This window comes from Pseudomonas sp. E102, assembly GCF_052660185.1.
Genome location: NZ_CP084025.1, coordinates 4,710,550 through 4,735,321 on the forward strand (window position 1 = coordinate 4,710,550; position 24,772 = coordinate 4,735,321).

Consider the following 24,772-nt stretch of genomic DNA (forward strand, 5'->3'; position numbering starts at 1 on the left):
CAGACTCCTTTGCGTTGTACCGACGTACCAGTGACGATACGACTCTGAGCTTAGAACAGGGTTCACCGAATGCACGGCAATCGGGCAGACTTGATTGCGACCACGCAAAGGAAATATGCATGCTCAAGACATTGGCGGTGGCCAACTACCGATCCATCAATAAATTGGTCATCCCGTTGGGTCGGTTGAACTTGATCACCGGCCCTAACGGCAGCGGCAAATCCAATCTGTACAGGGCCTTGCGACTGTTGGCGGAGACGGCACAGGGCGGAGTGGTAAATGCCTTGGCCCGTGAAGGCGGGCTGGATTCGACCTTCTGGGCCGGCCCCGAAGAAATCAGCCGGCGCATGCGCAACGGCGAAGTGCCAGTGCAGGCGGTCGTGCGTCAGGGCACCAAGCGACTGCGCCTGGGATTCGCCGGTGAAGACTTCAGCTATTCGATTGCGCTCGGCCTGCCGGCGCCCAGTCGATCGGCGTTTTCACTGGACCCGGAAATCAAGCGCGAGTGCATCTGGGCCGGCCCCGTGTTCCGACCGGCCAGCCTGCTGGTGGACCGCAACGGGCCGATGGTCCGTGCCCGCGAAGGCCGTTCGTGGGATGTCCTGTCCCAGCACACCCCGACCTTCGATAGCCTGTTCGACCAGGTCGGCAGCCTGCGTGCTTCGCCGGAAGTGCTGCAAATGCGTGAATTCATCCGCCGCTGGCGTTTCTATGATCACTTTCGCAGCGACGCCGACGCCCCGGTGCGCCAACCGCAACTGGGCACACGCACACCGGTGTTGCATCACGATGGGCGCGATTTGGCCGCAGCCCTCCAGACCATTTTTGAAATCGGTGACGTCGACGCGTTGCATGGGGCCATCGGCGATGCGTTCCCCGGTGCCCATCTGCACATCGACAAGCTGCAAGGCGGACGTTTCGCCATTGCGTTCCAGCAACACGGCCTGCTACGGCCGCTGACCGCCGCCGAACTGTCGGACGGGACCCTTCGCTACCTGCTGCTCGTGGCCGCGCTGCTCACACCGCGACCGCCGTCGCTGATGGTGCTCAACGAACCGGAAACCAGCCTGCACCCCGACCTGTTGCCGGCCCTGGCGCGCTTGATCATCCGCGCTTCGGCCAGTTGCCAGGTCTGGGTCGTATCCCACGCCTCGCGCCTGATTGCCGCGCTGGAACAGGATGAGGACTGCAATTGCATCGTGCTGGAAAAAGATTTCGGGCAGACGGGAATCGTCGGGCAGCTGGCACTGGATGAGCCGGCGTGGCACTGGCCGGATTAACCGCCGCCTCCTGTGGCAAGGGAGCGCCAAGGGTTATATCCATCTGAAAACCCACCCTACGATTTGCCGTGGCGAAAGAAGGCGACTACTTTCCTTCGCTGTAGGAAAGCTCTTTTTTTCGCAATGCCCCTCCAAGGATGCTCCGCTTTTGGCCAGACTCCTGGCTGAACACACAAGGAAGAAAAACATGGCTGACGTGAAAGTGCCGCAGCGACTGGAACCGCAGGAAATAGTCAAATTATTGGTGGCGTTGCGCCGGGCGTTGAAGACCAGAATGGCCTGATTTTCGCCTTTGATCTTGTGGCGAGGGAGCTTGCTCCCGCTGGCCTGCGTAGCAGGCCCCCAGCCGTCCTTCATGCAGATCGCATTAGCGGGTTTTGCGACTGCTGCGCAGCCGAGCGGGAGCAAGCTCCCTCGCCACAGGTAATCCTGTCCCTGACCCAAGCAATCTTTCGAGCATAAAAAACGCCGACGCTGTATCAGCCGTCGACGTTTGAAACCGTAACAGGGTTTACCGCGCGAATCAGAACGCCGGCAGTACCGCGCCGCTGTACTTCTTCTCGATGAACGCCTTCACTTCCGGGCTGGTCAGGGCCTTGGCCAGTTTCTGGATGGCGTCGCTGTCCTTGTTGTCCGGACGGGCGACCAGGAAGTTAACGTAAGGCGAATCCGAACCTTCGATCACCAAAGCGTCCTTGGCCGGGTTCAGGCCTGCTTCCAAGGCGTAGTTGGTGTTGATCATGTCCAGGTCAACCTGATCCAGCACGCGCGGCAACATGGCCGATTCCAATTCCTTGAACTTGAAGTTCTTCGGGTTCTCGGCGATGTCTTTCGGCGTCGCCAAGGCGTTTTTCGGATCCTTGAGTTTGATCAGGCCAGCCTTCTGCAGCAGGATCAGGGCCCGGCCGCTGTTGCTGCCTTCGTTAGGGATGGCGATGGTTGCGCCGTCCTTCAGCTCAGCCAGGCTCTTGACCTTTTTCGAGTAGCCGCCAAACGGTTCGACGTGCACGCCGATTACGGTTACCAGATCAGTGCCTTTGCCTTCGTTGAAGCTCTTGAGGTACGGCAGGGTCTGGAAGTAGTTGGCGTCCAGGCGCTTTTGGTCAACCTGTACGTTGGGTTGAACGTAGTCGGTAAAAACCTTGATCTCCAGGTCCACGCCTTCTTTGGCGAGGGCTGGCTTGATCAGCTCAAGGATTTCGGCGTGGGGTACCGGGGTGGCTGCGACGACCAGCTTCTCTGCGGCCTGGACCAGGCCCGAGGTGAGGGCTGCCGCCAATGCGGTGAACAACAGAACCTTTTTCATGCGGTGTCCTTATCGAAAATCACAGGCGTCATGGACGACGGCCAGAAGTAAAGTGCCAGCGAAGTGCTATCGCTGGCGTGATGCGCAAGATACCGATAATTTTTATGCCTTAACAATATCTTTTATTCAAGTTCATATTCATTTTACTCATATAGGAAAACCGCAGATTTTTGTGACAAGGGAGCGAGCACCTTCGCCGCAGTTGAACGGGTCCGGTCTAGAGCGTTTGGCTCAATTGAACGAGCCACGCTTTGAGGGCCAAGCGTTCGGTTTCCGAGCCCTGGGCGATAACCTGCGCCGCCTGGAGGTCGATCAGTCCCAGGGCCGTTGGCCGGGACGGCAGGTTCAAATGCTCCGGCAAAATCTCGTCCCCCGTGCTCACCAGCAATGCAAAGTGAATGACGTTTTCCAACTCACGGGTATTACCCGGCCAGCTGTGCCCCTCAAGGGCATGCTGCGCCGCTTCACTGATCAGCGGCACCGTCAAACCGAGTCGCTGGCTGTAGATGCCCAAGAAGTATTCGGCCAGGGACAGGATGTCGCCCACTCTTTCGCGCAAGGCCGGCAGCTCAAGCTGACCCTCGCTCAGGTAGTGGTAGAGCCGATCATGGAATTTTCCGGCCGACACCGCTTGGGCCAGATCGATACTGGTCGCCGCGACCAGGCGTACGTCCACCGGACTGGGCTGGTGAGCGCCAACGCGCGTGACTTCATGGTTCTCCAGGGCCGCCAGCAATTTGATCTGGATCGGCAACGGCAAGTCGCCAATCTCGTCCAGGTAAAGCGTGCCGCCGTTGGCCGAGCCGAACCACCCCGCCCGGCTGCTGGCTGAACCGCTATGGCTGCCAGCGGCGTAGCCAAACAACTCGGCATCGGCGTAAGTAGGGCTGATGGCGCCGCAATTGACTGAGACAAACAACCCGCCCCGATTGCTTTCGCGATGGATGTGCCTGGCCAACAGCTCCTTGCCGGTGCCGGTTTCGCCGCGGATCAACACCGAGACCGAGCGCGGTGCCAATCGCTCCAGCTCCTGGCGTAACTGCCGCGAACGTGGGTCGACGAAAACCAGCGCCTTGGCGCGGATGCTCAGCGGGCTTTTTTCCGAGTCGGGAAAGGTCAGCAATGGCTGGCCGAAGGTTTCGTGCAAGGTCATGGCAGGCTCCCGCCCAAACCGCCGGGAGACGGAGGGCACTAAAAATTCAGGCACGACGCAGGGCGTGATGCTCCATGCGCGTTTGCAGGCGGTAGAGATAAGCGAAACCCTGCTCCCAACGCTGATGTCCGGATTTCACGTTGATATGCCCGGCCCCTGCCAGAATCCCGGCCTCGGCCCCCCAGTTGCGTGCAAGCTCCAGCGCGCGCGGGGCACTGACTGCCGCGTCGTTGTCGGAACTGACCACTTGGCTGGGGAATGGCAGCAGGTTCGTCGGGATCGGCGCGAAATTGCGCAACGCCGGGGCGCAGGCCGGCCGCTCCACATCCGCCGGTGCCACGAGCAACGCGGCGCGCACCTGTCGTAACAGCTGCACCGGAGCTGTAGCAGCCCAATGGGCAACCGTGATGCAACCCAGGCTGTGCGCGATGAGAATCACCGGCGTGCTGTCAGCGGCGATGGCTTCTGCCAGCGCGGCGACCCAATCTTCTCGGCGTGGCGTCAACCAGTCAGCCTGTTCGACCCGGGTGCTATTGGGCAGGCTGGCCTGCCAGTGGGTTTGCCAATGATTGTCTGGCGATCCTTGCCAGCCCGGCACAATCAGGTAGCGAATCGATTCGTTGCGCATGGGGCTCTCCTGCGTATCTGTTTGCGGACGAGTATAAGGAGGAGAGCTGCATTGCTTAAGGAATAAGAAGCTATTTATTAAGGCTTAAATAGCATAACAGATCAGCCCATGGGGAAGCGCGCTTGCTCGCGATCTGTTGTGTCTGGCATCGGCACTGATTGATAGCTCGCTAGCACAAGTATTGCAGCATAAGCCTCAACCACTTCGGCCCTTGCGCAGCAGCACGTCGAGCTGATCCACCACCACCGCCCAATCGGCATCTTCGAGAATTTCATCACGCAGCAATTGCCGCTGGCTCTCGTTCCAGAAGAATGCGTCGGCCAGATGCAATTCGGGCTTGAGCGGCGAGTGGCTGGCGATGAATTGATCAATGCTGACGGCGTCGTCGGGCAGGCCGAGTTGTTTGAAAAGCGCGGGAAGGTTATGGATCGGGGTTTCCATGCGAAACTCCTGAGCATGAAAGGATCAGCTGGGGGACTCTCGCAGTCTAGTCCTTTGAAGCGAACGCTGAACCCTTTGTGGCAAGCACCTTCACCGCAGAAGCGGGATCGCCTGGACTACAACGATCTCAACGCTTCATAGGGTGCCTGCGCCCAATGCCTGACCCGCTCATGCAACAGTGCCGAAGCCTCCCGGCGCTTGTCCTCGCTGTCGCCAGTGAACGCCTGCGCCGGCTGCTTGGCATGCTGCCCCACTTTTGCGAACACTCGCCTGCGTTGCTCATCATCAAGCCCGAAAAACGCCGCCAGCCTTCCCGTCATCGCCTCGGGCAGTTCGGTGTAGTCCACCGCCATTGCGGCAAACGTCTGGCAGTGCTCCAGACCTGTCGCCAACAAACGGCCCACCCGACGCGAGATGAAATCTTCCTGGCTGACGAAGGGTAATTCATCGTCGAGCACGCTCGCCCCGATCAACCCCGGCACCATGTGCATGCCAGGGCGGCGCAGATGGGAGACGGCAATTTCCAGCGGATCGCGGTACAGGAACAGCCGAGGCGTATCGGGAAAACATTCGCGCAACAGCGCCAATTCGCCGATGTTCCAGGCGTCGAGCTTGATCACCAGCCGTTGCTCCCCACCTCGACGGCGCTGCCCATAGGCCGACACCAGACCCTTGAGCGCCACGCGCCGTCCGGCAGGGGGCAAATCACTGCGCAGCAGCGCATCCAGGGGCGGCGGCTCCGAGATGACGATGTGGTCATCCAGTTGGGCGAGCATCTGGCTGATCAGTGTCGAGCCGCATCGGGAGGCATGGAAGATGAATGCGCTGGGCGCCAGGCCGGGGCTCTGTCGCTGCCATTGGCCCAGGACGTCCAAGGGTGTCTGGCGGCGGAACACCAGGTTGAAGGGCAAGCGCAGGGCTTCTTCCACGGCATCGCCGAAGAACGGCTGCGACAGTCGTCGGTCACCGAACCAGCACCAATCGACTCGCCACTCACCGGCCTCCTGCCACACGCGGATCGGCAACCAGCCATCCAGCCTCAGGGCTTGCACTGGTCACTCCATTGTCGGCGACCGTGGCGCATGGCAGCCCGCAATTGCTCCCGGGTGAAATGCAGCCCTTGTTCCGCCCCAAGCGTCAGCGCGGTTTCAACGAAAGTGTCCAGGTCATGGAGGCCTTGCAACGCGCTGGCAAGCCGAGGATCGACCTCCACGCAATACTGGAAACGGGCCAGGTCGCTTTGCCCAACGACGGCTTCGGGTGTACTACGCAGCCCCTCGGCTATCTGCTGGTCCAACCATGGCCCGGGGCGACAATCGAGCACCAGATGGATTCGCGCCTGGTCGCCTTGATTGGCAACGCAATGAGGACGCGCCAGATCGAGAAACCAACATTCGCCCACCTGCATCGCAATGATCTGCCCGTCCAGCCAGAACGTAACCCCCGGCGAGCTCAGCAGCGGAACGTGCAGGCGCAGGTCGGCGTCCGGACCGCCCAGGTCATAGTCGCGATGCTCATGGATGAGACCCCCCGGGCCCAACCGCAGCAGGCGGGCCGAGACGATATCCAGAGGCCAAGCGGCCAATGCTTCTTGCCAGCGACCATCCTCTGACCAGGGCACGCGGTACACGGGCTTACCGTGCCCGGGCGACAGCTCGGTCAAGGCATCGGCAGCCGAGATCAACGCCACGCCGCTCCAATCACCGCTGTGATAGGCAGTGTTGAAATGCCCTCGCCAACGCTCGTCCTTGATGGCTGCCAGCGCTTGCAACAGCAACGGCAGGTTCACCGTGACGGGCAGGCGGGAAAACGCCGGGCGCGTCATGGCTGTGCCCGGTTATTGAGTCATCGTGGCTGTTTTCGGCAGCGTGATATCGCCCTGCGCCCAGGCCGCTTCGCGATTGGCTAACGCAGTGGCAATCGACTGCACTTCGGTGGACTGCACCTCGTTCGGCAATGGGTCGAGGCCGGCACTGGCGAAGATTTGTCCGTAGGCGTTGCGCAGGTCGGCATAGGCCAGGTCCCGCCGCAGGTCCGCCTGCAAGGTATTCAGCTCGCCTTGGATCAGGTCCAGTTCGCCAATACCCGCAGCCTGGTGACGGCTACGCAGTTGACCGACTATTTGCCCATCGATGTCCGACAGCTCCTGGCTGGTCTTGAACTGGCGCAGCGCTTCGCGGTAGTTGGCGTTGGCAACGTACAGCTGCGCCAACACGGCGATCGACATCGCCTGGCGCCGTGCCGCCGCGACTTCTTCACCGGCCTTGGCCACGTCGATAGCCGCTGGAGCGGAGATGACATTGAACAGGTTCCAGGTGACTTTGACGCCGTAGTCGGCCCAGCCCTGCTCCACCAGGAACGAGTTGCTGTCGTAATGCCCGCCGGCGGAAAATTCCAGCCCCGGCAGCAAGCGCAACATGGCCTTGCGAGTTTCCGCCGCAGTGATGCGGGTCTGGTAGTCCTGCTCGCGCAGTTCCGGCCGGCTGGCCAGCGCTTCCTGTTCGAGGCGAGCCAAATCGACCTTGAGTTCCGGGATGGCGTACTCATCCTGGGTCGCCAGGGTCAGCTCGGTGCCCAACGGCAGATTGATCAGGGTCGCCAGTTCAGTCTTGGCCAGGGACAAGGCCCGGCGCTGTTCTTCCAACTGACGGGTCGCCTGTATCAGCGAGCGCTGGTAACCCAAGGCCTGCACCGGGTCGCCGATGCGCTGCTCGCTCATGCTCTGGCTGTTGCCTCGCGCCGCCTCGACCCGGGCCATCAGGCTGTCGATCTGCTTGAGCAAACGTTCGGCGGCCATGGCTCGCCAGTAGGCCGAGCGCACATCCTGGACGATGGTATTGATCACCTTGCGCCGGCGTTCCTGCACGATCAATCTTTGGTCACCGGCCTGCTTGGCGCTGATGTAGCTGACGCCAAAATCGAGCACGTTCCAGACCATGGTCAGGTCCGCCACTTCGCGGTCGCGGTCTTGAGAGGTCGACGGTTCCAGGGACTGGGTGCCGGTCTCCACGCTCTGGCTGCTGGAGGCGCTGACGTTGTTACGCCCCACATAACCGGCATCGAGGGCCATGCGCGGCAGCATGTCGAAGCTGGCGAGGTCCAGCTGACGCTTGGCCAAGGCCTCTTCCATGATTTTCAGGCGGCCTTCGAGGTTGTACTTCACCGCGCGGGCCATGGCCTGGTGCAGCGTCAACGGACCACTGAGGGGCTCCTGGTCCTTGTACATATTCTGCAGGTCGTTCCGGGCGCGCTGTTCGCTGGTGCTTCGATCGATCGGCTCGCTGGTGACCGCACAACCGCTGATCACCAACGCCAGCAAACTCACACCGAATAACTTCTGACTTCTATTCATCCCTGGATTGCCCCTGGCTACCGTATTTTTTATGGAATTCTCAGGCCAGCGCTTGGCTGGTGCCGACCTGTTTCAAAGCCGTCGCGAGGCTGTCCACCTGGCGTTGTTCTGTGTCTTTGAGCTGCTGCAACTGCTGGCCCAAGGTCGGAGCGCCAAACACGCCGCGCAGGCCTTGGGAGGCATCGCCCCCCGTTATCGACCGGTTCTCGAAGGCATCCAGCGACTCGCCATCGGAACCCGTGTCCTGGTTGAACAAACTAGAAATCGTGCTGCTGCCAAACACGCCGCCGTCGCCGCCGCCAAAACCCAGGAACCCTTGGCCCGAGCCGTCCCCGCCGGCGTCACTGCTGAAAACCTGGGCGATATAGCTGGGCGCCAACTCGCCACGGTTGATGAAGATATCCCCGATGGGCCGAAGACCACCGCCCACGTCCCGTTGCTCGAACAGCGGCGGGAAGCCCAGCGGCGAGCCCAAGTCGCCGGTTGGCGGGTTGAAAATGATTGGTTGCAAGGGCACCTCGGACGACGGGATGGCCGTGACCGGATCCGAGATCAGGAACTCTGGCGGTGGCTTCACATCGTTGGCCACCACGGTGTCGATCGCATAGTTGTTGGACACCGACACGCTTGACCCGGCGTTGCCCGACAGATCGCTGACGTTGCTGGTATCCAGGGCGATAAAGTTGCTCGGGTCGGTGAGGTTCACCGACGGAGTGAAGGTCGCTGTCCAGGTCTTGCCGCCGTCGTTGCTGCTCAGGTTGCTCAGTTCGCCGTTGGTGACGCTCAGGTCCGACAGGTCGAAATCCGTCACCGCCTCGCTGAAGGTGAACGTGACCTGGGTCGTCTGGCCCACGCCCAGGCTCGGATTGGCCACCACGATGGTCGCGGTCGGCCGGGTGGCGTCGAGGGCGTAGTTGGCGGAGATGGCAATGCCGACACCGGCATTGCCGGCGCTGTCCTGCACGTTACTGGCATCCAGCAAGATCAAATTGGTGGCGTCGTTGATACCCGCCGTCGGCGTCAGGGTCGCCGTCCAGGTCAGGCCGCCGTCAACGCTGGCGAGGTTGGACAGCACGCCATTGGCGACGCTGAGGTCCGACAAGTCGAAACCGGACACCGCCTCGGTGAAGCTGATGGTCACTGTCGTGGTCTGGCCAATGCCCAGGGACGTATCGCCCACCACGATGGTGGCGCCCGGACGCACGGTGTCGACCGCGTAGTTGTTGGAATTGACTATGCCGACGCCGTCATTGCCCGACACGTTTGACACACCGCTGGTGTCCAGGCTGATCAGGTTGCTGGTGTCAGTGACGTTGCTTGCCGGGGTAAACGTTGCCGTCCAGGTGACGCCGCCGTCGGTCGAGGACACATTGCTCAGCGTCCCGTTGCTGACGGTCAGGTCGCTGTTGTCGAAACCGCTCACCGCTTCAGAGAACGTGATCGTCACCAGTGACGTTTCGCCCACGCTCAGCGCTGGATCGGCCACCACGACGGTGGCGGTCGGCACGCGGGTCTCGACGGCGTAGTTGGCCGAATTGGTGGTACCGGTACCGGTGTTGCCGGCCCCATCGCTCACACCGGTGTTGTCGAGGACGATCAGGTTGGTGGTGTCGCTCACGCCCAGGGTCGGGGTAAACGTGGCAGTCCAGGTCAGGCCGCCGTCGCTGCTGCTCACGGCGCTCAAGGTGCCGTTGGCAACGCTCAGGTCATCATTGCTGAAGCCGCTCACCGCCTCGCTGAACGTTATGGTCACCTGGGCGGTTTCGCCCGGCCTCAATGATGAATCACTCAACACGACAGTGGCGGTAGGGCGCTGGGTATCGAGCGCGTAGTTGTTGGAGACGGTCGCGCCGACGTTGCCATTGCCCGCCAGATCGATGATGCCGCCGTTATTGAGGGAGATCACGTTGCTGCTGTCGTTGATCCCGTTGGTGGGCGTAAGGGTCGCGGTCCAGGTGATACCGCCGTCGCTGCTGCTCAGCCCGGAAATCGTACCGTTGGCGACCGTCAGATCCGCGGCGGTGAATGCGGTCACCGCCTCGCTAAAGGTGATGGTGACCAGCGACGTCTCGCCGGCACCGATTGCCGTGTCGGCCACGACAATGGTCGCGGTGGGTCGCACCGTATCCACCGCATAATTGTTTGAGTCGGTGGTGCCGACACCCGCGTTGCCCGCCACGTTGATCACGCCGGTGTTGTCCAGGGTGATTACGTTGGTGGTATCGGAAATGCTGACGCTCGGCGTGAACGTGGCTGTCCAGGTAACACCGCCGTCGACACTGCCGACATTGCTCAGGGTGCCGTTGCTGACGGTCAGGTCACTGTTGTCGAAACCGCTCACCGCCGAGTTGAAGGTGATGGTCACGGTCGTGGTTTCGCCGATGCCGAGGGTGCTATCGGCAATCACGACGGTCGCTGTCGGCACGTTGGTATCGACTTGGTAATTGTTGGAACTGGTGGTGCCAGTGCCGCTGTTACCGGCCCCGTCCGCCACGCCGGTGTTGTTCAGGACGATTATGTTGGAGATGTCGCTCACCCCAAGGGCCGGCGTGAAAGTAGCGGTCCAGGTGATGCCGCCATCGCTGCTGCTCACTGCGCTCAACGTGCCGTTGGCCACGCTCAGGTCCGAATTATCGAACCCGCTGACCGCTTCGGAGAAGGTGATGGTCACCAGGGAGGTTTCGCCGACGCTCAGCGCCGTATCGGCGATCACGATGGTGGCGGTCGGGCGCTGGGTGTCCACGGCGTAGTTGTTGGAATCGGTGGTGCCACTGCCAGTATTGCCTGCGCCATCCACCACGCCGGTATTGTTGAGGGTGATCAGGTTGGTGGTGTCGGTGACGCCTGCCGATGGCGTGAACGTCGCCGTGTAGGTGATGTTGTCGCTGGTGCTCAGGCCACTCAGGCTGCCGTTGGTGACGCTCAGGTCGGCCAGGGTGAAACCGGTCACCGCTTCGCTGAAGGTAATCGTCACCACCGATGTTTCGCCAGCGCCAACGGCCGAGTCGGCGACCACGATGGTGGCGGTCGGACGCGCGGTGTCGATGGCGAAGTTGTTGGAGTCGGTGGTGCCGCTGCCAGCGTTGCCCGCCGCGTCGGCGACGCCGGAGTTAGCCAGGGTGATGAGGTTGCTGGTGTCGCTGATGCTGGCGGTTGGCGTCAGCGTCCCGGTCCAGGTGATGCCGCCGTCGCCGCTGCTCAGGCCGATAACCGTGCCGTTGGCGACCGTCAGGTCAGCGGCGGTAAAGCCTGTCACTGCTTCGTTGAAGGTGATGGTCACCAGAGACGTTTCGCCGACGCTCAGCGAGGTATCGCTGACAACGATGCTGGCGGTGGGACGCTGGGTATCAACGGCGTAGTTGTTGGAGCTGGTGGTGCCGCTACCGGCATTGCCCGCCGCGTCCGACACACCGGTATTGGCCAGGACAATCAGGTTGGTCGCGTCGCTGATAGTGGCGCTCGGTGTGAGCGTCGCGGTCCAGGTGATGCCGCCATCGCTGCTGCTCAGTCCACTCAACGAGCCGTTGGCAACCGTCAGGTCCGCCAAGGTGAAGCCGGTAACGGGCTCGCTGAAGGTAATCGTCACCTGGGACGTTTCACCGATGTTCAGGGCGGTATCGGCCACCACGATGGAGGCGGTCGGGCGCTGTGTGTCGATGGCGTAGTTGTTCGAGTCGGTGGTGCCGCTGCCGATGTTGCCGGCCAGGTCGGAAATGCCACTGTTGGTCAGCGTGATCAGGTTGCTGGTGTCAGTGACACTGGCGCTCGGCGTCAGCGTTGCGGTCCAGGTAATGCCGCCGTCGCTGCTGCTCAACCCGGTGACCGCACCGTTGGCGACCGTCAGGTCGGCGCTGGTGAAACCGCTCACCGCCTCGCTGAAGGTGATGGTCACCAACGAGGTTTCGCCCGCGCTCAACGCGGTGTCGGCGACCACGATGGTGGCGGTCGGGCGTTGCGTGTCGATGGCGTAATTGTTGGAGTTGGTCGTCCCCACGCCGGCGTTGCCATTGAGGTCCGCCACGCCGGTGTTATTCAACACAACGAGATTGGAGGTATCGGTGACCGCCGCGTCCGGCGTCAACGTGGCCGTCCAGGTGATACCGCCGTCGCTGGTGCTCAGGCCGCTGAGCGAGCCATTGGCCACAGTCATGTCGGCCGTGGTAAAGCCAGAGACCGCCTCGGAGAAGGTGATGGTGACCGTCGACGTCTCGCCAATCCTGAGGGCCGTGTCGCTCACCACGATGGACGCCGTGGGCGCCACGGTGTCGTTGACCACGTAATTGTTCGAGTCGGTGGTGCCCACGCCGGTATTGCCCGCCAGGTCGGCCACACCGGTATTGTTCAGGGTGATGATGTTGGTGGTGTCGGCGATGTTGCTGGCCGCCGTCAGGGTGCCGGTCCAGGTGATGCCGCCGTCGCCGCTGCTCAAGAGGCCAACGGTGCCGTTCTGCACCGTCAGGTCCGCCGCGGTGAGGCCCGTTACGGCCTCGGAGAAGGTGATGGTCACCGTCGTCGTGCCACCGGAGTTCAGGTTGGTATTGGCCACCACGACGGTCGCGGTAGGCGGTGTCTCATCCGGTACATAGTTGGTATTGATGGTGCCGCCGTCACCGTAGACGTTGGCCACCGATGCCGGTGAAACGCCGGCGCTGCCGGCACTCGTCCCACCCACACCACTGCCGCCGACGTTGCCGGCCAGGGCCGCGAAGTTGGCGGCGGTGATCAGGATCGTGCCTTTGTTCCAGATGGCGCCAACACCAACGCCACCCGCACCGCCCGCCTGCGTGTAACCCCCACCGGCGCCACCACCGCCACCGCCACCGCCGGCACCGACGTTGTTGGAGATAACCGAGTTGCCAATGACGCGCAGGGTCGCGCCGGTATCGTTATAGATACCCCCGACCGCGCCGCCACCTGCCCCACCGATGTCGTCATAACCGTCGCCACCGCCACCGCCACCGATGGACAAGCCACCGCTGCTGGCCGTGCCTCCGGCCGAACCGGTGCTGTAACCCGGATAGGCCGCACCGCCCGCACCACCCGTGGTGGAACCGCCACGCCCGCCAATGTTGAAGAAGCCGCCGCCCGCGCCACCCTGCCCGGCCGAGCCATTGGAACCCGTGGCGTTGAGCGTATCGCCGCCCTTGCCACCGATACCGCTACCGACCGCACCACCGCCACCACCGCCACCACCGGCGTATTGCGGCGTCACGCCACCGCCACCACCACCGCCAGACGCGGCGTTCGCGGTGACCGTGACGTTGCGCAGGGTCAGGGTGCCGGCGTTGTAGATACCACCGCCCTTGGACACCAGCGCATCGTCGCCGCCATTGCCGCCGTTACCCGCCGCCATGCCCCGAGTGATCACCAGCCCATCGAGGGTTGCCGTCGTGCCGGCCGTCACGTTGATGATCTGGGTCCGGTATTGGCCATCCAGGGTCACGTCGGCAACGTTGTCGTTGTTGAGATCGCCATCGATGGTGACGTTCTTGTTGACCACCAGCACCGACGTCAGCCCGACGGTCATGGTGTTATTGAACGTGACGATGTCGCCGTTCTGTGCGGAGGCCAGGGCCGCACGCAGGGAACCGACGCCGGTGTTGAGGTTGTTGGTGGCGGTCCAGGTGGCCAGGCCCCATTGGTACTCGCTCATGGCCTTGCTCGACAGCACGTTGGCGCTTTCGATGGTGCCGGTGGCGATTTCCAGGTTCCAGTCGCCGCCCAGGCCGGTGCGGTCGTCGGAAGCGGCCACGTCTCGGCCGGTGAGCTGCGCCAGCGAATTGACCAGGCTCATGCCGCGGTCGCCTTCGGCGGTGTAGCAGCCGTAGATCAGGATATCGCCGCCGGCGTTCATGTCCTGGCCGATCTGCGCCAGCACCTCGGCGCGGGCCTGGACGTTGTCCGCCGACAGGTAGCTGTTGCCCAGCCACAAGTCACCGGCGTTGCCGTGGGCGATGATCTGCACCGAGCTGACGCCCTGGTGCGTGTCCAGGTAATCGGCGATCTGTTGCAGGCCGTCCTTGGTGGCATCCAGTTGCACCACCTCGGTCCCGGGGGCCACGCCTTGCAGCAGGCTGCCAGCGTCCTTGACCCGTGAATCGACGAACACCACGGACTTGCCCGGGACGGCGGCCTCGGTGGCATCGGCCTGGCCTTGGGGAACATGGGTGTCGGAAGGCTGGTCCGCTGTGGGCGTCTTGGCCGCCTCGGCAGTCGGTTGCGCGTCCGATTGCGCCGCATCGGCCACGGTGGCCGCCACCGCGCCGTCGAACAGCATTCGCGGTTCCAGAGACATGATCATTGGCGATACCAGGGGTTGCGTGCTCTCGGTTACCCGCGATTTGCCTTTGCTCCACCACATGACGATCACCTGGACTCGAACTTATTCAACACGCCAATGAAAAAAACCGCGATCAGCTGACCGCGGCGTCGGTTTTCATACGAATGACATTCGCCGCGCTGGCTGCGCCATCGCGCCAGAACGACAACTCGGCATACTTCTCGAACAGATCCGGCGGCAGCAAGGTCCGCCGGGCTTGCGGCGCAACCTTGGGCTTGACCTTGTGCAGGCCGGCGACGCCCAAGGCCTGGTCGAAGGCCGGCGCGTCGTAGGTCAAGTGATTGAAATCGTGCTCGAACCAAGGCTCGCCGATGAACTCATAGACCAGCCGCATGACCCGCTCGGGCGCCTGGCTCAACAGGTCGTAGTCAACGATCAGCAACGACTCGGCGTTCTCGCCGTAATAGGCTTCCTTGAGCGCTGTCCAGGCGAACCCCACCAGGCGATTGCGCTGGGCCAGGGTTTCGCAACGGCTGTAGACGGTGTTGCGCTCGTCATCGTCGTTGAACAGCTTGGTGTTCTCGAAGGGATTGGCGCGGTAGAGCCGCTCCAGGCTATCGAGGATCCAGGCGACGTTGCGCACGCAAGCGATGGTCTTGGCCTGGGGAAACAGGTCTTGCAAGGCCGGCAAGCGGGCGCACCATTGACGGTTGGTGTCGAAGATGACCGGTTTGTCGGCCTTGTCGGCGTAGTAGGAATCGAAGAGGCCACGCAACAGGCGACGGCGCAGATCAGTGTCGATCACCGAGCCGAATTCGCTGCCGGCGCTGCATTGCTGCAGGACGCTGCTGAACAGCGTACCGACGGGGCTGGTCATGCCGGCATGGAAGCGCGGATTCTGCAACAGGATGGCAGAAAGCAGGGTCGAGCCAGAGCGCGGTAAACCGGAAATAAAGTGAAACTGCGGCAATCCCTTCACCTTGTATTTAGTCCCTTCGTAGCCGAAGCGTAGCCGACAACAAAAATTTCGCCTAGTAGTGTTTTGCCATCAGGCGCGCCGAAAACTGTAAAGAAGATGGACGGTATCGAGGCGTCGAAAGGGTGAATCGGTTAAGCGGAACGAAGATTTTTTCACCCCCTCCGCCCGGCGAAATCAGACATCCCCGTCTACGCTCAGCCGTGCGTGACCAGGCCAGGGAACGAAGGAGTCGGGCTGATCGCACTCTTGTCCTTTTTGTGCCGGGCACCCGCAGACCAATAACCTGAGGGATGAGGAATCTATGGAAGTATTCATCGGCACGATCCAGCCATTCGCCTTCAACTTCGCACCCAGGGACTGGGCGCTGTGCAATGGGCAGACGCTGTCCCTTGCCCAATACCAGACCTTGTTCGCCTTGATCGGCGTGACGTACGGCGGCAACGGACAAACCACCTTCATGCTGCCCAACCTGCAGGGCCGCATGCCCGTCGGCCAAGGCGACGGATTGGGCCTGACTCCCCGGGTGATCGGCGAAGTCGCCGGCACGGAAAACGTCACCGCAACGCTGAACAACCTGCCCAACCACACCCATGCATTGACCGGCATTACCGCCGCCACCACCTTGCAACTGGCGAACCCGGCCAGCAATCCGGTGAACACGCCGACGCCCACAAATTCATTCATCGGCACCTCGGGCACCGGGCCCGGTTCGGCGGCGATCTATTCGGATCAACAGGGCGCTTCGCCAGTGCCGTTGCAAGGCGTCAGCACCACCGTCAGCGGCACGGTATCCCCCACCGGCGGCAACATGCCCATGGCAATCATGAACCCGTTCCTGGCCATCAACTTCAGCATCGCGCTGCAAGGTTATTTTCCATCCCGCAACTGACAATCCGCCGGAAGGCCTTGGCCTTCCGGCCTTTGGGAGCATCGACATGCTGCAACAGGTTCATAGCCGCCATTTCCAACCGCTGCTGGGCCAGACCGGCAGCCTGACCCTGCCTGACGGCAGATGCCTGCCGGTGCGTTTCGACACCCTGGACGAAGCACCCAGAGCGAAAATGCCCAGCAGCGAACGCATGCCGTTCAGCGTTGAGTTCAACAGCCTGCAGAGCACAGACTTCGTCGATGGACTCTGCGCACTGGAGGTGCCGGAACTGGGAAGGCTCGAAGGGGTTTTCGTATCGCGAATACCACCGATGGGGCGGGATCCGTCGGTGGGCTATTTCTACATCGCGTTCAACTGACGGGACGCGCTCCCACACGCAAATAGCGCCGCTCAGCTTCCCTTCGGATACCACACCAACCGCTCTGCCGCCGGATTGCGCTCTTGCACCTCAAAACCCAGCGCCAAGTAATGTTTGCGGGCGTGGGGGTTGCTGGCCCAGACCACGGTCGCCACTGGGCATCGGATCTGTTGCGCCGCCTTCTGCACCCCTTGCAATACCGCTCGGCCATAACCTTGCCCACGGGCCTGTGGAATGAAGGCCAGGTAGAGCACGCGAATTTCATTGGGGCCGAAATCCGTACTCAAGGCCCCGATGGCGCTGCCGAGTTTTTCCACGACGTAATGCATGGCGTTGGGGAAGTTCTCGCCCAGCCCTTGCTCCTGCACCTGGAACTGTTGCGCGATGATTTGCTGCACCTGCTCATGCTCGCCGTCGATCCATTGCAGATCCGGTCGCGCCGCCTGATACAGGCCCTGCAAGAACGGACCATCGTTGACCCGTGATGGACGCACCACCAACCCTTCTGCCGCCACTGAATCCATGCCCGCTCCCTAGAACCCACTTTCCCTGACACCCAACGCCGCCACCCGACGCCAGGCCGCTCCCAATACCGATTCACCCTGCCCCTGCAACACCACCACGCCACGCAACGGCTGGGCCGGGGCAGGCGTCCCGTCGAGGGCGCTCAAGCGAACCCCATACTGCGCCTGCACCGGCTCGGCTCGCTGTTGCGAATCACGGCGCACGGCGATGGGGCCGTGGTGGTCGGACGTCAACGCCTGTTGCTCGACCCAGGCTACGCCGTTGGCGTCGATTTCGTTGAGCTGCACCGCAATCGAGGCGTGCATCGGATCGTCAGCAATAAACCGTCCCGTGGCACCCGGCGCGACCCTCCAGAGCTCGGCTTCGGTGAGGTAGCCGCGCAAGCGTGAGTCATCCTGCACCACTCGAGCCAGGGGTTGGGTGGGCGACAGCCAGCGCCCGGCTTGCAGATCCGTCAGCAGGTCGCGTACTTGTCCGGCGTGGGGCGCGCGCAACAACAGGCGCTCACGCTGAGCGACCAGGCCCCGGTATTCGGCCACAGCTTCGGCCAGTTGCTGTTCGACGATACCGGCATCGGCGGCGGTTTCGCTGCGGCCGGCCTGGCGGCGCATCTGCAACTGTTGGATCTGGATTTCCCGGCGCACGATGGCCAGGCGCGACGCCATGTCCGGCGACTCCAGCTCGATCAACACATCGCCCTGGGCCACAACCTGGCCGTCATGGACATTGACCTGCTTGACCCGCGCCGCCACCGGCGCATGCAAGGCGCTGGCACGGCCGGCTTCCAGCATGGTCGGGACCTCCACCGCGCTGCGCCAAGGCAACAGCAGGACCAGCAGCAACACCAGCAGCACCAAGCCAGTCAGCAACACACGAGGGCGATGAGCCTGCTCGCGGCGGTTCCACCATTGCCGTCCTTCACTCACGATAGGCATGAAAATGAACCAGACCAATTCCACCATCATCAGGAAAATGCCCAGCACCTTGAAGAACAGGTGATAGACCGCCAGGGCGATACCGAGGAACAACGCCGCGCGCCACAGCCAGGCGCCATAGCCCCACACCAACAAGCGCCGGCGCATCTTCGGCGACCATGGCTCCGGCGCCGCCGCGCCATAACCGAACAAGGCTTCGCGCAGACGCCAGCGACACAAGGCGAATGCGCGGCCCTGGAGGTTATCCACCGCCCAAAAATCGCTGAGCAGGAAATACCCGTCGAAGCGCATGAAGGGATTGAGGTTGATGATCAGTGTGGTGATCCAGGTGGCGCTGGCAAGCATGAACGCCGCCGTGCGCGCCGGGCCATCGGGCAGCAGCGACCAGGCCAGCAAAGCGATGCAGGCCAGCAGCAATTCGGCGAGCACGCCGCCCGCGCCGATCAACAGCCGGGCCCGTCGATCCCTGATCCGCCAGGCGTCGCTGACGTCGGTATAAAACATCGGCAACAGCACCATGAATGCCACACCCATGCTCTGCACCCGGCAACCGGCGCGCTTGGCCATGAAGGCGTGACCGAATTCGTGGCACAACTTGGCAAAGAACAACGCCACGCCGAATGCCAGCGCGCCCCCCAGGCTGAACAGGTGTGGAAAGGTCGCCAGAAACCGCTGCCAGTCCCTGGACACCAGGAAAATGCCCAGGCTCAGGGTCAGCGGTATTCCATAACGCAGCACGCCAGGGCCAAACCGCGCGAGCCAAGGCCAGGCGCGATTGAGAAACGCATCCGGACGCCACAGTGGTATGCGGAAAAACAGGTATTGATGCAGGAGGATCTGCCACACGCTCTGGCGCTGGGAAGCCGTCTTGTACTGATAGCTGTCACGTTGTTGCGGGTCCATGGCGCTGATCAGGTCATGTCCGCGCAAGAAGCCCAGCAACTGCTCCAGCGATTCGTCATTGAGCGGCAGGCCCGGCTCGCGGTTGGCCGCCTGCAGCACTTGTTCCGGATCGCCCAGGGACCAGTGTCGCAGCATGCGCATGGCCGCCGCGCCCAACTTGAAATAGCGGCCGCGTACCGGATCGGCCAGCGTCCATTGGGGTGAGCCGTCCGGGTCGGGGGCGGCCGCGGACAGTTGCAGATCGGCCCGCAAGCTCGGCAGGACCACGCTACAAGCCCACGCTCTGGCGCAGACCTGCCAGTGGCCGACGCAACAGGTACAACGCCAGCGGCGCGCGATCGCCGAAAATCTTCGCCGTGCCCCGCAGGCCGATGCGCGGCGCCGTGGCATCGAATCGCGCATCCAACCGATAGGCCAACTGTCCGGCGGCGGTAGGTTGCGCTTCGTAGGCCGAACGCTCAAGCCGGGCCAGGTGCCGTTGCAACGGATCGCTGTCGAGAAACAACGCCACCTGTGCGCCCGGCTCCAGAGCAATCGCATCGCCCACCGCCAACTCGATACGCAACTCGGCCTGGTTCGGATCGGCAATTTCCATCAGCCGCTCGCCGGTCTGCACGGGCTTGCCGAGCCAGCGCTCGGCGTCGGCGAATACCGCGATGCCGTCACGCTCGGCGCGGACTTCGCTGCGCTTGAGCAACTCCATCGCGTAGTCGCGCTCGGCGCGTTTCTGCTCGACGCGAGCCGCCAGCAAGTCGATCTTCGAGCTGGACTCGGCGTCGGCAAACGAGCGCTGGGAATTGGCCTTGAGCTCCGCCTCGGCCACGCCCAACGCGCGCTCGGCCACATCGGCCTGGGCCTTGAGGGTGGTGCTTTCGAAGCGCAGCAACAGGTCCCCGCTTTTGACGGTCTGGTTGGGCTTGACCCGGAATTCGGCGATTACGCCATCCAACGGCGCCGCCACCACCTGCCCGCCCAACGGCACCACTTCAGCGGGGGCCAATACGGACTGGCGCACCGGAATCAGCAAGCCCAGCAGCAATACCGCCACCAACGCGACCTGGCGTTTGCGCGTCCAGCGCAGGCGCCACGGCTTGCGAGGTTGCAGCGCCAGCCACGCATGGCTGTAGGTGTCGCCCAGCTGCGACAGCAGCACTTGTTCCGGCGCCGTCCAGGGAAGGTCGCGGGCCAGCCACAAGCCACCGAAAACCTGGCCTTGATGATCGATCAATGGCAGCCAGAACACGTGCCCGGCCGACAGGCTTCGCCAATCCGCCTGGACCGATTCGCTCACCTCGTCAGGGGCAATGACCCGCGCCTTGTCCAGCGTCCCCTTTTTGAACAATTGCGCGACTGCTTGCTCGACGAACGCCACGAATGGCGCGTTCGGCTCGACGGCGCTGACGCCGGTCACGGCTTGCACTTTACCGGCGATCAATAGCGCGGCATGACGAAAGCCGAACAGGGCCTGGCCATCGTTGACCAAGCTGTAGCTCAGCTGCTCCGGCGTACGCGCGGCCCTCGTCTGGCGCTCCAGGTCGAGGAAGCGGGCAAACACTTGCTCGGCGCTGCCCGAAACCGGCGCGTTCACTTCGACTCCGAGAAGCGCGCCGTGCCGCTCATACCGGACAGCAGGCCGCTGGCATCCGGAACACTCGCCACCAGCAACAGCGTCTGGCTGCCCTCGTCGATGCGCGCGCCCAGGCGCTTGACCGTCGCTTGCAGCGGCTGGCCAGTTTCATCGGGAACAAAGGTAAAGGGCTGGCCGGGCTTGAGCTTGCCCATCCAACGCGAGGGAATCAGCAGGTGAATTTCCAGCGTGCGGTTGTCCACGACGTCCAGCAACGGCGCTCCGGCCGCGACGCTTTCATAACGCTGGACCTTGCGCGCCACCACCCGCCCGTCGAACGGCGCGATAACGCTGCAGCGCTTGACCTGCACTTGATAAACCTGGGACTGCGCCTGGGCCTCGCTGAGCCGGGCCTCGGCCCGCGACACCTCGAAACGCCCGACGGATTTCAACGCGGCGAGCTGCCGATTGTGGGCCAGCTCTTCACTGGCGCCCCGGCTCGCCGCCTGGGCCGCGTTGAGCTGGGCCTGATAGGCCGAGCAATCGAAACGCGCCAAGGTGTCGCCCTTCTTGAACGACTCACCCTCACTGAACGGCAACTCGACAATCCGCCCGGCCAACTCGCTGGCGAGCACGGCTTGATCCCGCGCCCGAAGCACTCCTCGCGCCTCGCTGCTCGACGCACTGGCGGAGATGTTGCCGTCCAGCAACGGATCGTCGGAAGCTGGCGTCTGCGCCTGAACCCCGCACGTTATGAAGGCCAATCCCACAACCCAACTGCACAAACGTCGCATGACCGTTACTCCCTGACGGATGGGCGGAGTCTACGACAGCGGTGGAGAGCGTCAAGGAGGAACCGTGAGAGGTATGAAATCTGCTGGTCATGCGCGCACTGTGGCGAGGGGATTTATCCCCGTTGGGCTGCGCAGCAGACCTAAATGGTTGAAGACCAACAGCCTGACACACCGAGATGACTGTTTTCAGGGCCGCTTCGCGCCCCAACGGGGATGAATCCCCTCGCCACGGGTTGAGTAATATCAGCACTGATAGCGTTGGCCTTACACTTTCTTCTACTTAGGATGCCCCCACTCAACCCCGTACGCAGAGATTAAATTCTCTGGCCGTTGGGGTGAAAACACCGGCTTCGGCCGGTTTTTTCGTTTCTGGGGATTGAGAACAACCCTGAACTGAACGCACTTCCTGTGGCGAGAGAGCAAGCCTGCCCGCGATGACGTCAGCCCAGACAACCCCAAACCCGTGGCGAGGGAGCTTGCTCCCGCTGGCCTGCGCAGCAGGCCCCCAACATTTCTTCAGGCAAACCGCATGGCCCGGTTTTGCGACTGCTGCGCAGCCGAGCGGGAGCGAGCTCCCTCGCCACGGGTTCGGAGTATGACTTCAGAACGGTTCAACGCTGCATCCCCCAACGCTTCACCGTCACCCGCTCCAGACTGTCGAACACCAGGTTCTCGACGAGCAGCCCGATCAGGATCACCACCGCCAAACCGGCAAACACCTTGTCGGTGTACAGCTCGTTGCGGTTCTGGAAGATGTACCAGCCCAAACCGCCCTTGCCGCTCGTGGCGCCGAACACCAGTTCGGCAGCGATAAGGGTGCGCCAGGCGAAGGCCCAGCCGATCTTCAACCCGGCGAGGATCGACGGCAACGCGGCCGGGATGAGGATGAATAGCACAAAGCGCAGGCCCTTGAGCCCGTAGTTGCGCCCGGCCATGCGCAGCGTTTCGGACACGCCCAGAAAACCCGCATACATGTTCAATGCCAGCGCCCACAGCACTGAATGCACCAGCACGAAAATCAGGCTGTTCTGTCCCAGGCCGAACCACAACAGCGCCAGCGGCAACAGGGCGATGGCTGGCAGTGGATTGAACATCGACGTCAACGTGCTGAGCAGGTCGCGGCCCAACTGCGTCGATACCGCCAAAGTGGTCAAGCCAAACGCCAGGATGATGCCCAGCAGATAACCCTTGAGCAGCACCACCAGGGAAATCCACACCTTGCCCAGCAGCTCGCCGCTGAGCAAACCGTCGTACAACGCGTTGGCGGTTTGCAGGAAGCTCGGCAGCAGCAAATCGTTGTTCTGGTAACGCGCCACGCCCTCCCACAGCACCGCCAGCGCTATCAGGATCAGGCTTTTGCGCAGCCAACCCTGTTGCCACAGGCGCTGGCCCAAGGGCAACTCCCGCTCCAGCGGCACGTGGGTCAGCGGTTGCAGATCGACTTCGTATTCTTCGCGCACTGGCAATAACTGGCTCATCAAACCCTTTCCTCAATACGCGATACGGATATCGGCAAACCCCAGCTCACGCTCGGCGTCCGGCGACTGGCCTTGCTCGAACAGCAACGAATGAATCCGCCGGGCCGTGTGCTGGAAACCCACGCCGCCAAGGCTGTGCAGATCGTATTGATGGCTGTGGATTTCCGCCCGGACCCGTCCCGGGTGCGGCGACAACAGCAGAATACGATTGCCCACCACCAGCGCCTCCTCGATGGAGTGAGTGACGAACAACAGGGTGAAACGCACCTCCTCCCAGAGCAGCAACAATTCTTCCTGCATTTTGCGCCGGGTCAGGGCATCGAGTGCGGCGAAGGGTTCGTCCATCAACAGGATTTTCGGCTGCATCGCCAGCGCCCGGGCAATCGCGACACGGGCCTTCATGCCCCCCGACAAGGTGTGGGGGTAGGCATCGGCAAACGCCGCCAGCCCCACTTTGTCGAGGTAGTGCAGCGCCCGCTCTTCGGCTTCGCGGCGCTTGAGCGTGCCCGACGCCAGCAGCGCGAACATCACGTTCTGCTTGACGGTTTTCCAGGGCGGCAGTTGGTCGAACTCCTGGAACACGACGATCCGGTCCGGACCCGGCGCGTTGACGGTTTGGCCTTGCAATCGGATCTCGCCTTCACTCGGCGCGATGAAACCGCCGATGGCCTTGAGCAGCGTGGACTTGCCGCACCCGGACGGGCCGAGCAGTACAAAACGGTCCGCCGGATCGACTTCGAAACTGACTTGATGGGTAGCCCGCACCACACGCTGCGGGGTGCGGTATTCCAGGCTGACGTTGTCCACCGCCAGCAACGCGGTGTCGGTGCGGGTGGCGTTGCTGGCCGCGTGGCCTTGCAATGGCGCGTTCATGACGATCAGCTCCCCTGTAACGGTTTTGCGTCCTGGAAGAAATAATCTTCCCAGGAGGCCGGTTTGTTCTTGATCGCACCGACGTGGTAGAGGAACTCAGCCAATGGGTAAGTGTTCTTCGGCGTGACGGTGAATTCGATCTGGGGGTTTTCGATGATCTTGAGCAAGGTCGCGCGGTCAATCTTGGCCTTTGTCACCCGCAGGTAAGTGTCCGCCGCCGCGCCTTTGTCATTCTGGGCAAACTCGGCGGCCTCGGTCAGGGCCTCGATGAACGCCTTGTACGTCTTCGGGTTTTCATCACGGAATTTTTCGGTGGCGAACAGTACGGTGGGCGAGTTCGGCCCGAGCACGTCATAGGAATTGAGTACGACGTGGACGTTGGGGTTTTGCAGGGCCTGATCCTGGAACGGCGGGTTGGAAAAGTGCCCGGTCAACTCGGTGCCGCCGGCAATCAGCGCGGCCGTGGCGTCCGGGTGCGGGACGGCCAGGGTGTACTTGTCGAGACGATTGAAATCCTTGTCGCCCCACTGCTTGGCGGCGGCCAGTTGCAAGAACCGCGATTGCACCGACACGCCCACCGCCGGCACCGCGATGCGGTCCTTCTCGGTGAAGTCAGCGATGGTCTTGACGGTCGGGTTGTTGCTCAGCAGGTAATAGGGGAAATTGCCCAAGGATGCCACGGCCTTGACGTTCTGCTTGCCACGGGTGCGGTCCCAGACCGTCAACAACGGCCCGACACCGGCCCCGGCAATGTCGATGGAGCCCGACAACAACGCATCGTTGACCGCCGCACCGCCCGATAGTTGGGTCCAGTCGACCTTGATATCGATGCCCTCCTCCTTACCGTGTTTCTCGATCAGTTGCTGGTCGCGAACCACGTTCAACAACAAGTAAACGATGCCGAACTGCTCGGCGATGCGAATCTCGCCTTCGGCGTGGGCGCTGGCCGGCGCGATCAGGCTGCCGGCGAGCAGGCTGAACCCCAGGCCGATAGCTGCGGCCAACGGTGCAAAAACAAGGCGTTTGGACAT

Annotated in this window: 19 protein-coding genes; 3 read left to right on the forward strand and 16 right to left on the reverse strand. The window is 62.6% G+C overall.

Going from position 1 to position 24,772, the window contains the following annotated elements; all coding sequences use genetic code 11:
* Nucleotides 1–119: 119 nt before the first annotated feature.
* Nucleotides 120–1,280, forward strand: coding sequence for an AAA family ATPase (locus DOCECA_RS21315; RefSeq protein WP_445571035.1), 1,161 nt, complete (start codon nucleotides 120–122; stop codon nucleotides 1,278–1,280).
* Between the two features lie 523 nt (nucleotides 1,281–1,803).
* Here the strand turns inward: DOCECA_RS21315 and DOCECA_RS21320 are convergent.
* From DOCECA_RS21320 to DOCECA_RS21360, 9 genes are all read right to left on the reverse strand, one after another.
* A complete protein-coding gene (locus tag DOCECA_RS21320) occupies nucleotides 1,804–2,586 on the reverse strand; it encodes a MetQ/NlpA family ABC transporter substrate-binding protein (RefSeq protein WP_420766480.1) in 783 nt (260 codons plus the stop codon).
* 217 nt (nucleotides 2,587–2,803) lie between these two features.
* On the reverse strand, nucleotides 2,804–3,739 hold the full coding sequence (locus DOCECA_RS21325; RefSeq protein ID WP_445571036.1) for a sigma 54-interacting transcriptional regulator: 936 nt from the start codon (nucleotides 3,737–3,739) through the stop codon (nucleotides 2,804–2,806).
* A 46-nt stretch (nucleotides 3,740–3,785) separates the two neighbouring features.
* A complete protein-coding gene (locus tag DOCECA_RS21330) occupies nucleotides 3,786–4,367 on the reverse strand; it encodes an alpha/beta hydrolase (protein WP_420766482.1) in 582 nt (193 codons plus the stop codon).
* A 195-nt stretch (nucleotides 4,368–4,562) separates the two neighbouring features.
* Nucleotides 4,563–4,808, reverse strand: a complete 246-nt coding sequence (locus DOCECA_RS21335; RefSeq protein WP_420766483.1) for a DUF2789 domain-containing protein — start codon at nucleotides 4,806–4,808, stop codon at nucleotides 4,563–4,565.
* Nucleotides 4,809–4,924: 116 nt separating this feature from the next.
* A complete protein-coding gene (locus tag DOCECA_RS21340; protein ID WP_445571037.1) occupies nucleotides 4,925–5,860 on the reverse strand; it encodes a sulfotransferase family protein in 936 nt (311 codons plus the stop codon).
* Nucleotides 5,848–6,633 carry an aspartyl/asparaginyl beta-hydroxylase domain-containing protein gene (locus DOCECA_RS21345; RefSeq protein WP_445571038.1) on the reverse strand — a complete coding sequence of 262 codons (786 nt, stop codon included), beginning with the start codon at nucleotides 6,631–6,633 and terminating at the stop codon, nucleotides 5,848–5,850. The genes DOCECA_RS21340 and DOCECA_RS21345 overlap by 13 nt, the downstream gene beginning before the upstream one ends.
* A gap of 12 nt (nucleotides 6,634–6,645) precedes the next feature.
* Nucleotides 6,646–8,160, reverse strand: a complete 1,515-nt coding sequence (locus DOCECA_RS21350) for a TolC family protein (protein ID WP_420766486.1) — start codon at nucleotides 8,158–8,160, stop codon at nucleotides 6,646–6,648.
* A 40-nt stretch (nucleotides 8,161–8,200) separates the two neighbouring features.
* Nucleotides 8,201–14,521 carry an Ig-like domain-containing protein gene (locus DOCECA_RS21355; RefSeq protein ID WP_445571039.1) on the reverse strand — a complete coding sequence of 2,107 codons (6,321 nt, stop codon included), beginning with the start codon at nucleotides 14,519–14,521 and terminating at the stop codon, nucleotides 8,201–8,203.
* Between the two features lie 52 nt (nucleotides 14,522–14,573).
* On the reverse strand, nucleotides 14,574–15,419 hold the full coding sequence (locus tag DOCECA_RS21360) for a sulfotransferase family protein (protein WP_039592590.1): 846 nt from the start codon (nucleotides 15,417–15,419) through the stop codon (nucleotides 14,574–14,576).
* Between the two features lie 301 nt (nucleotides 15,420–15,720).
* Here DOCECA_RS21360 and DOCECA_RS21365 point away from each other — a divergent pair, with 301 nt between their 5' ends.
* Together DOCECA_RS21365 and DOCECA_RS21370 are read left to right on the forward strand one after the other, a co-directional pair.
* A complete protein-coding gene (locus DOCECA_RS21365; protein WP_434561280.1) occupies nucleotides 15,721–16,308 on the forward strand; it encodes a phage tail protein in 588 nt (195 codons plus the stop codon).
* A gap of 46 nt (nucleotides 16,309–16,354) precedes the next feature.
* The gene (locus DOCECA_RS21370) at nucleotides 16,355–16,666 is read left to right on the forward strand and encodes a DUF6916 family protein (protein WP_434561282.1); all 312 of its coding nucleotides are present in this window, start codon (nucleotides 16,355–16,357) and stop codon (nucleotides 16,664–16,666) included.
* Between the two features lie 32 nt (nucleotides 16,667–16,698).
* On the opposite strand, the gene DOCECA_RS21375 is transcribed toward DOCECA_RS21370, so the two are convergent.
* The 7 genes from DOCECA_RS21375 to DOCECA_RS21405 form a co-directional block, all read right to left on the reverse strand.
* Entirely contained in the window at nucleotides 16,699–17,190 is a 492-nt protein-coding gene (locus DOCECA_RS21375; RefSeq protein ID WP_445571040.1) for a GNAT family N-acetyltransferase, read from the reverse strand.
* A gap of 9 nt (nucleotides 17,191–17,199) precedes the next feature.
* Nucleotides 17,200–19,296, reverse strand: a complete 2,097-nt coding sequence (locus DOCECA_RS21380; RefSeq protein WP_445571041.1) for an HlyD family efflux transporter periplasmic adaptor subunit — start codon at nucleotides 19,294–19,296, stop codon at nucleotides 17,200–17,202.
* A gap of 1 nt (nucleotide 19,297) precedes the next feature.
* Nucleotides 19,298–20,617: an efflux RND transporter periplasmic adaptor subunit gene (locus DOCECA_RS21385; protein ID WP_445571042.1), complete on the reverse strand. Its 1,320-nt coding sequence runs from the start codon at nucleotides 20,615–20,617 to the stop codon at nucleotides 19,298–19,300.
* Entirely contained in the window at nucleotides 20,614–21,390 is a 777-nt protein-coding gene (locus DOCECA_RS21390) for an efflux RND transporter periplasmic adaptor subunit (protein ID WP_445571043.1), read from the reverse strand. Before DOCECA_RS21390 ends, DOCECA_RS21385 begins: the two co-directional genes overlap by 4 nt.
* A 611-nt stretch (nucleotides 21,391–22,001) precedes the next feature.
* Nucleotides 22,002–22,868: an ABC transporter permease gene (locus DOCECA_RS21395; RefSeq protein ID WP_420766494.1), complete on the reverse strand. Its 867-nt coding sequence runs from the start codon at nucleotides 22,866–22,868 to the stop codon at nucleotides 22,002–22,004.
* A 12-nt stretch (nucleotides 22,869–22,880) separates the two neighbouring features.
* The gene (locus tag DOCECA_RS21400; RefSeq protein ID WP_434649344.1) at nucleotides 22,881–23,741 is read right to left on the reverse strand and encodes an ABC transporter ATP-binding protein; all 861 of its coding nucleotides are present in this window, start codon (nucleotides 23,739–23,741) and stop codon (nucleotides 22,881–22,883) included.
* 5 nt (nucleotides 23,742–23,746) lie between these two features.
* Complete coding sequence (locus DOCECA_RS21405; RefSeq protein WP_445571044.1) at nucleotides 23,747–24,772, reverse strand: ABC transporter substrate-binding protein; 1,026 nt, start codon at nucleotides 24,770–24,772, stop codon at nucleotides 23,747–23,749.

Coding starts and splice junctions, on each gene's coding strand:
- DOCECA_RS21315 (WP_445571035.1), top strand. CDS start 120: ATGCTCAAGACATTGGCGGTGGCCAACTACCGATCCATCAATAAATTG.
- DOCECA_RS21320 (WP_420766480.1), bottom strand. CDS start 2,586: ATGAAAAAGGTTCTGTTGTTCACCGCATTGGCGGCAGCCCTCACCTCG.
- DOCECA_RS21325 (WP_445571036.1), bottom strand. CDS start 3,739: ATGACCTTGCACGAAACCTTCGGCCAGCCATTGCTGACCTTTCCCGAC.
- DOCECA_RS21330 (WP_420766482.1), bottom strand. CDS start 4,367: ATGCGCAACGAATCGATTCGCTACCTGATTGTGCCGGGCTGGCAAGGA.
- DOCECA_RS21335 (WP_420766483.1), bottom strand. CDS start 4,808: ATGGAAACCCCGATCCATAACCTTCCCGCGCTTTTCAAACAACTCGGC.
- DOCECA_RS21345 (WP_445571038.1), bottom strand. CDS start 6,633: ATGACGCGCCCGGCGTTTTCCCGCCTGCCCGTCACGGTGAACCTGCCG.
- DOCECA_RS21350 (WP_420766486.1), bottom strand. CDS start 8,160: ATGAATAGAAGTCAGAAGTTATTCGGTGTGAGTTTGCTGGCGTTGGTG.
- DOCECA_RS21355 (WP_445571039.1), bottom strand. CDS start 14,521: ATGTGGTGGAGCAAAGGCAAATCGCGGGTAACCGAGAGCACGCAACCC.
- DOCECA_RS21365 (WP_434561280.1), top strand. CDS start 15,721: ATGGAAGTATTCATCGGCACGATCCAGCCATTCGCCTTCAACTTCGCA.
- DOCECA_RS21370 (WP_434561282.1), top strand. CDS start 16,355: ATGCTGCAACAGGTTCATAGCCGCCATTTCCAACCGCTGCTGGGCCAG.
- DOCECA_RS21375 (WP_445571040.1), bottom strand. CDS start 17,190: ATGGATTCAGTGGCGGCAGAAGGGTTGGTGGTGCGTCCATCACGGGTC.
- DOCECA_RS21390 (WP_445571043.1), bottom strand. CDS start 21,390: ATGCGACGTTTGTGCAGTTGGGTTGTGGGATTGGCCTTCATAACGTGC.
- DOCECA_RS21395 (WP_420766494.1), bottom strand. CDS start 22,868: ATGAGCCAGTTATTGCCAGTGCGCGAAGAATACGAAGTCGATCTGCAA.
- DOCECA_RS21400 (WP_434649344.1), bottom strand. CDS start 23,741: ATGAACGCGCCATTGCAAGGCCACGCGGCCAGCAACGCCACCCGCACC.
- DOCECA_RS21405 (WP_445571044.1), bottom strand. CDS start 24,772: ATGTCCAAACGCCTTGTTTTTGCACCGTTGGCCGCAGCTATCGGCCTG.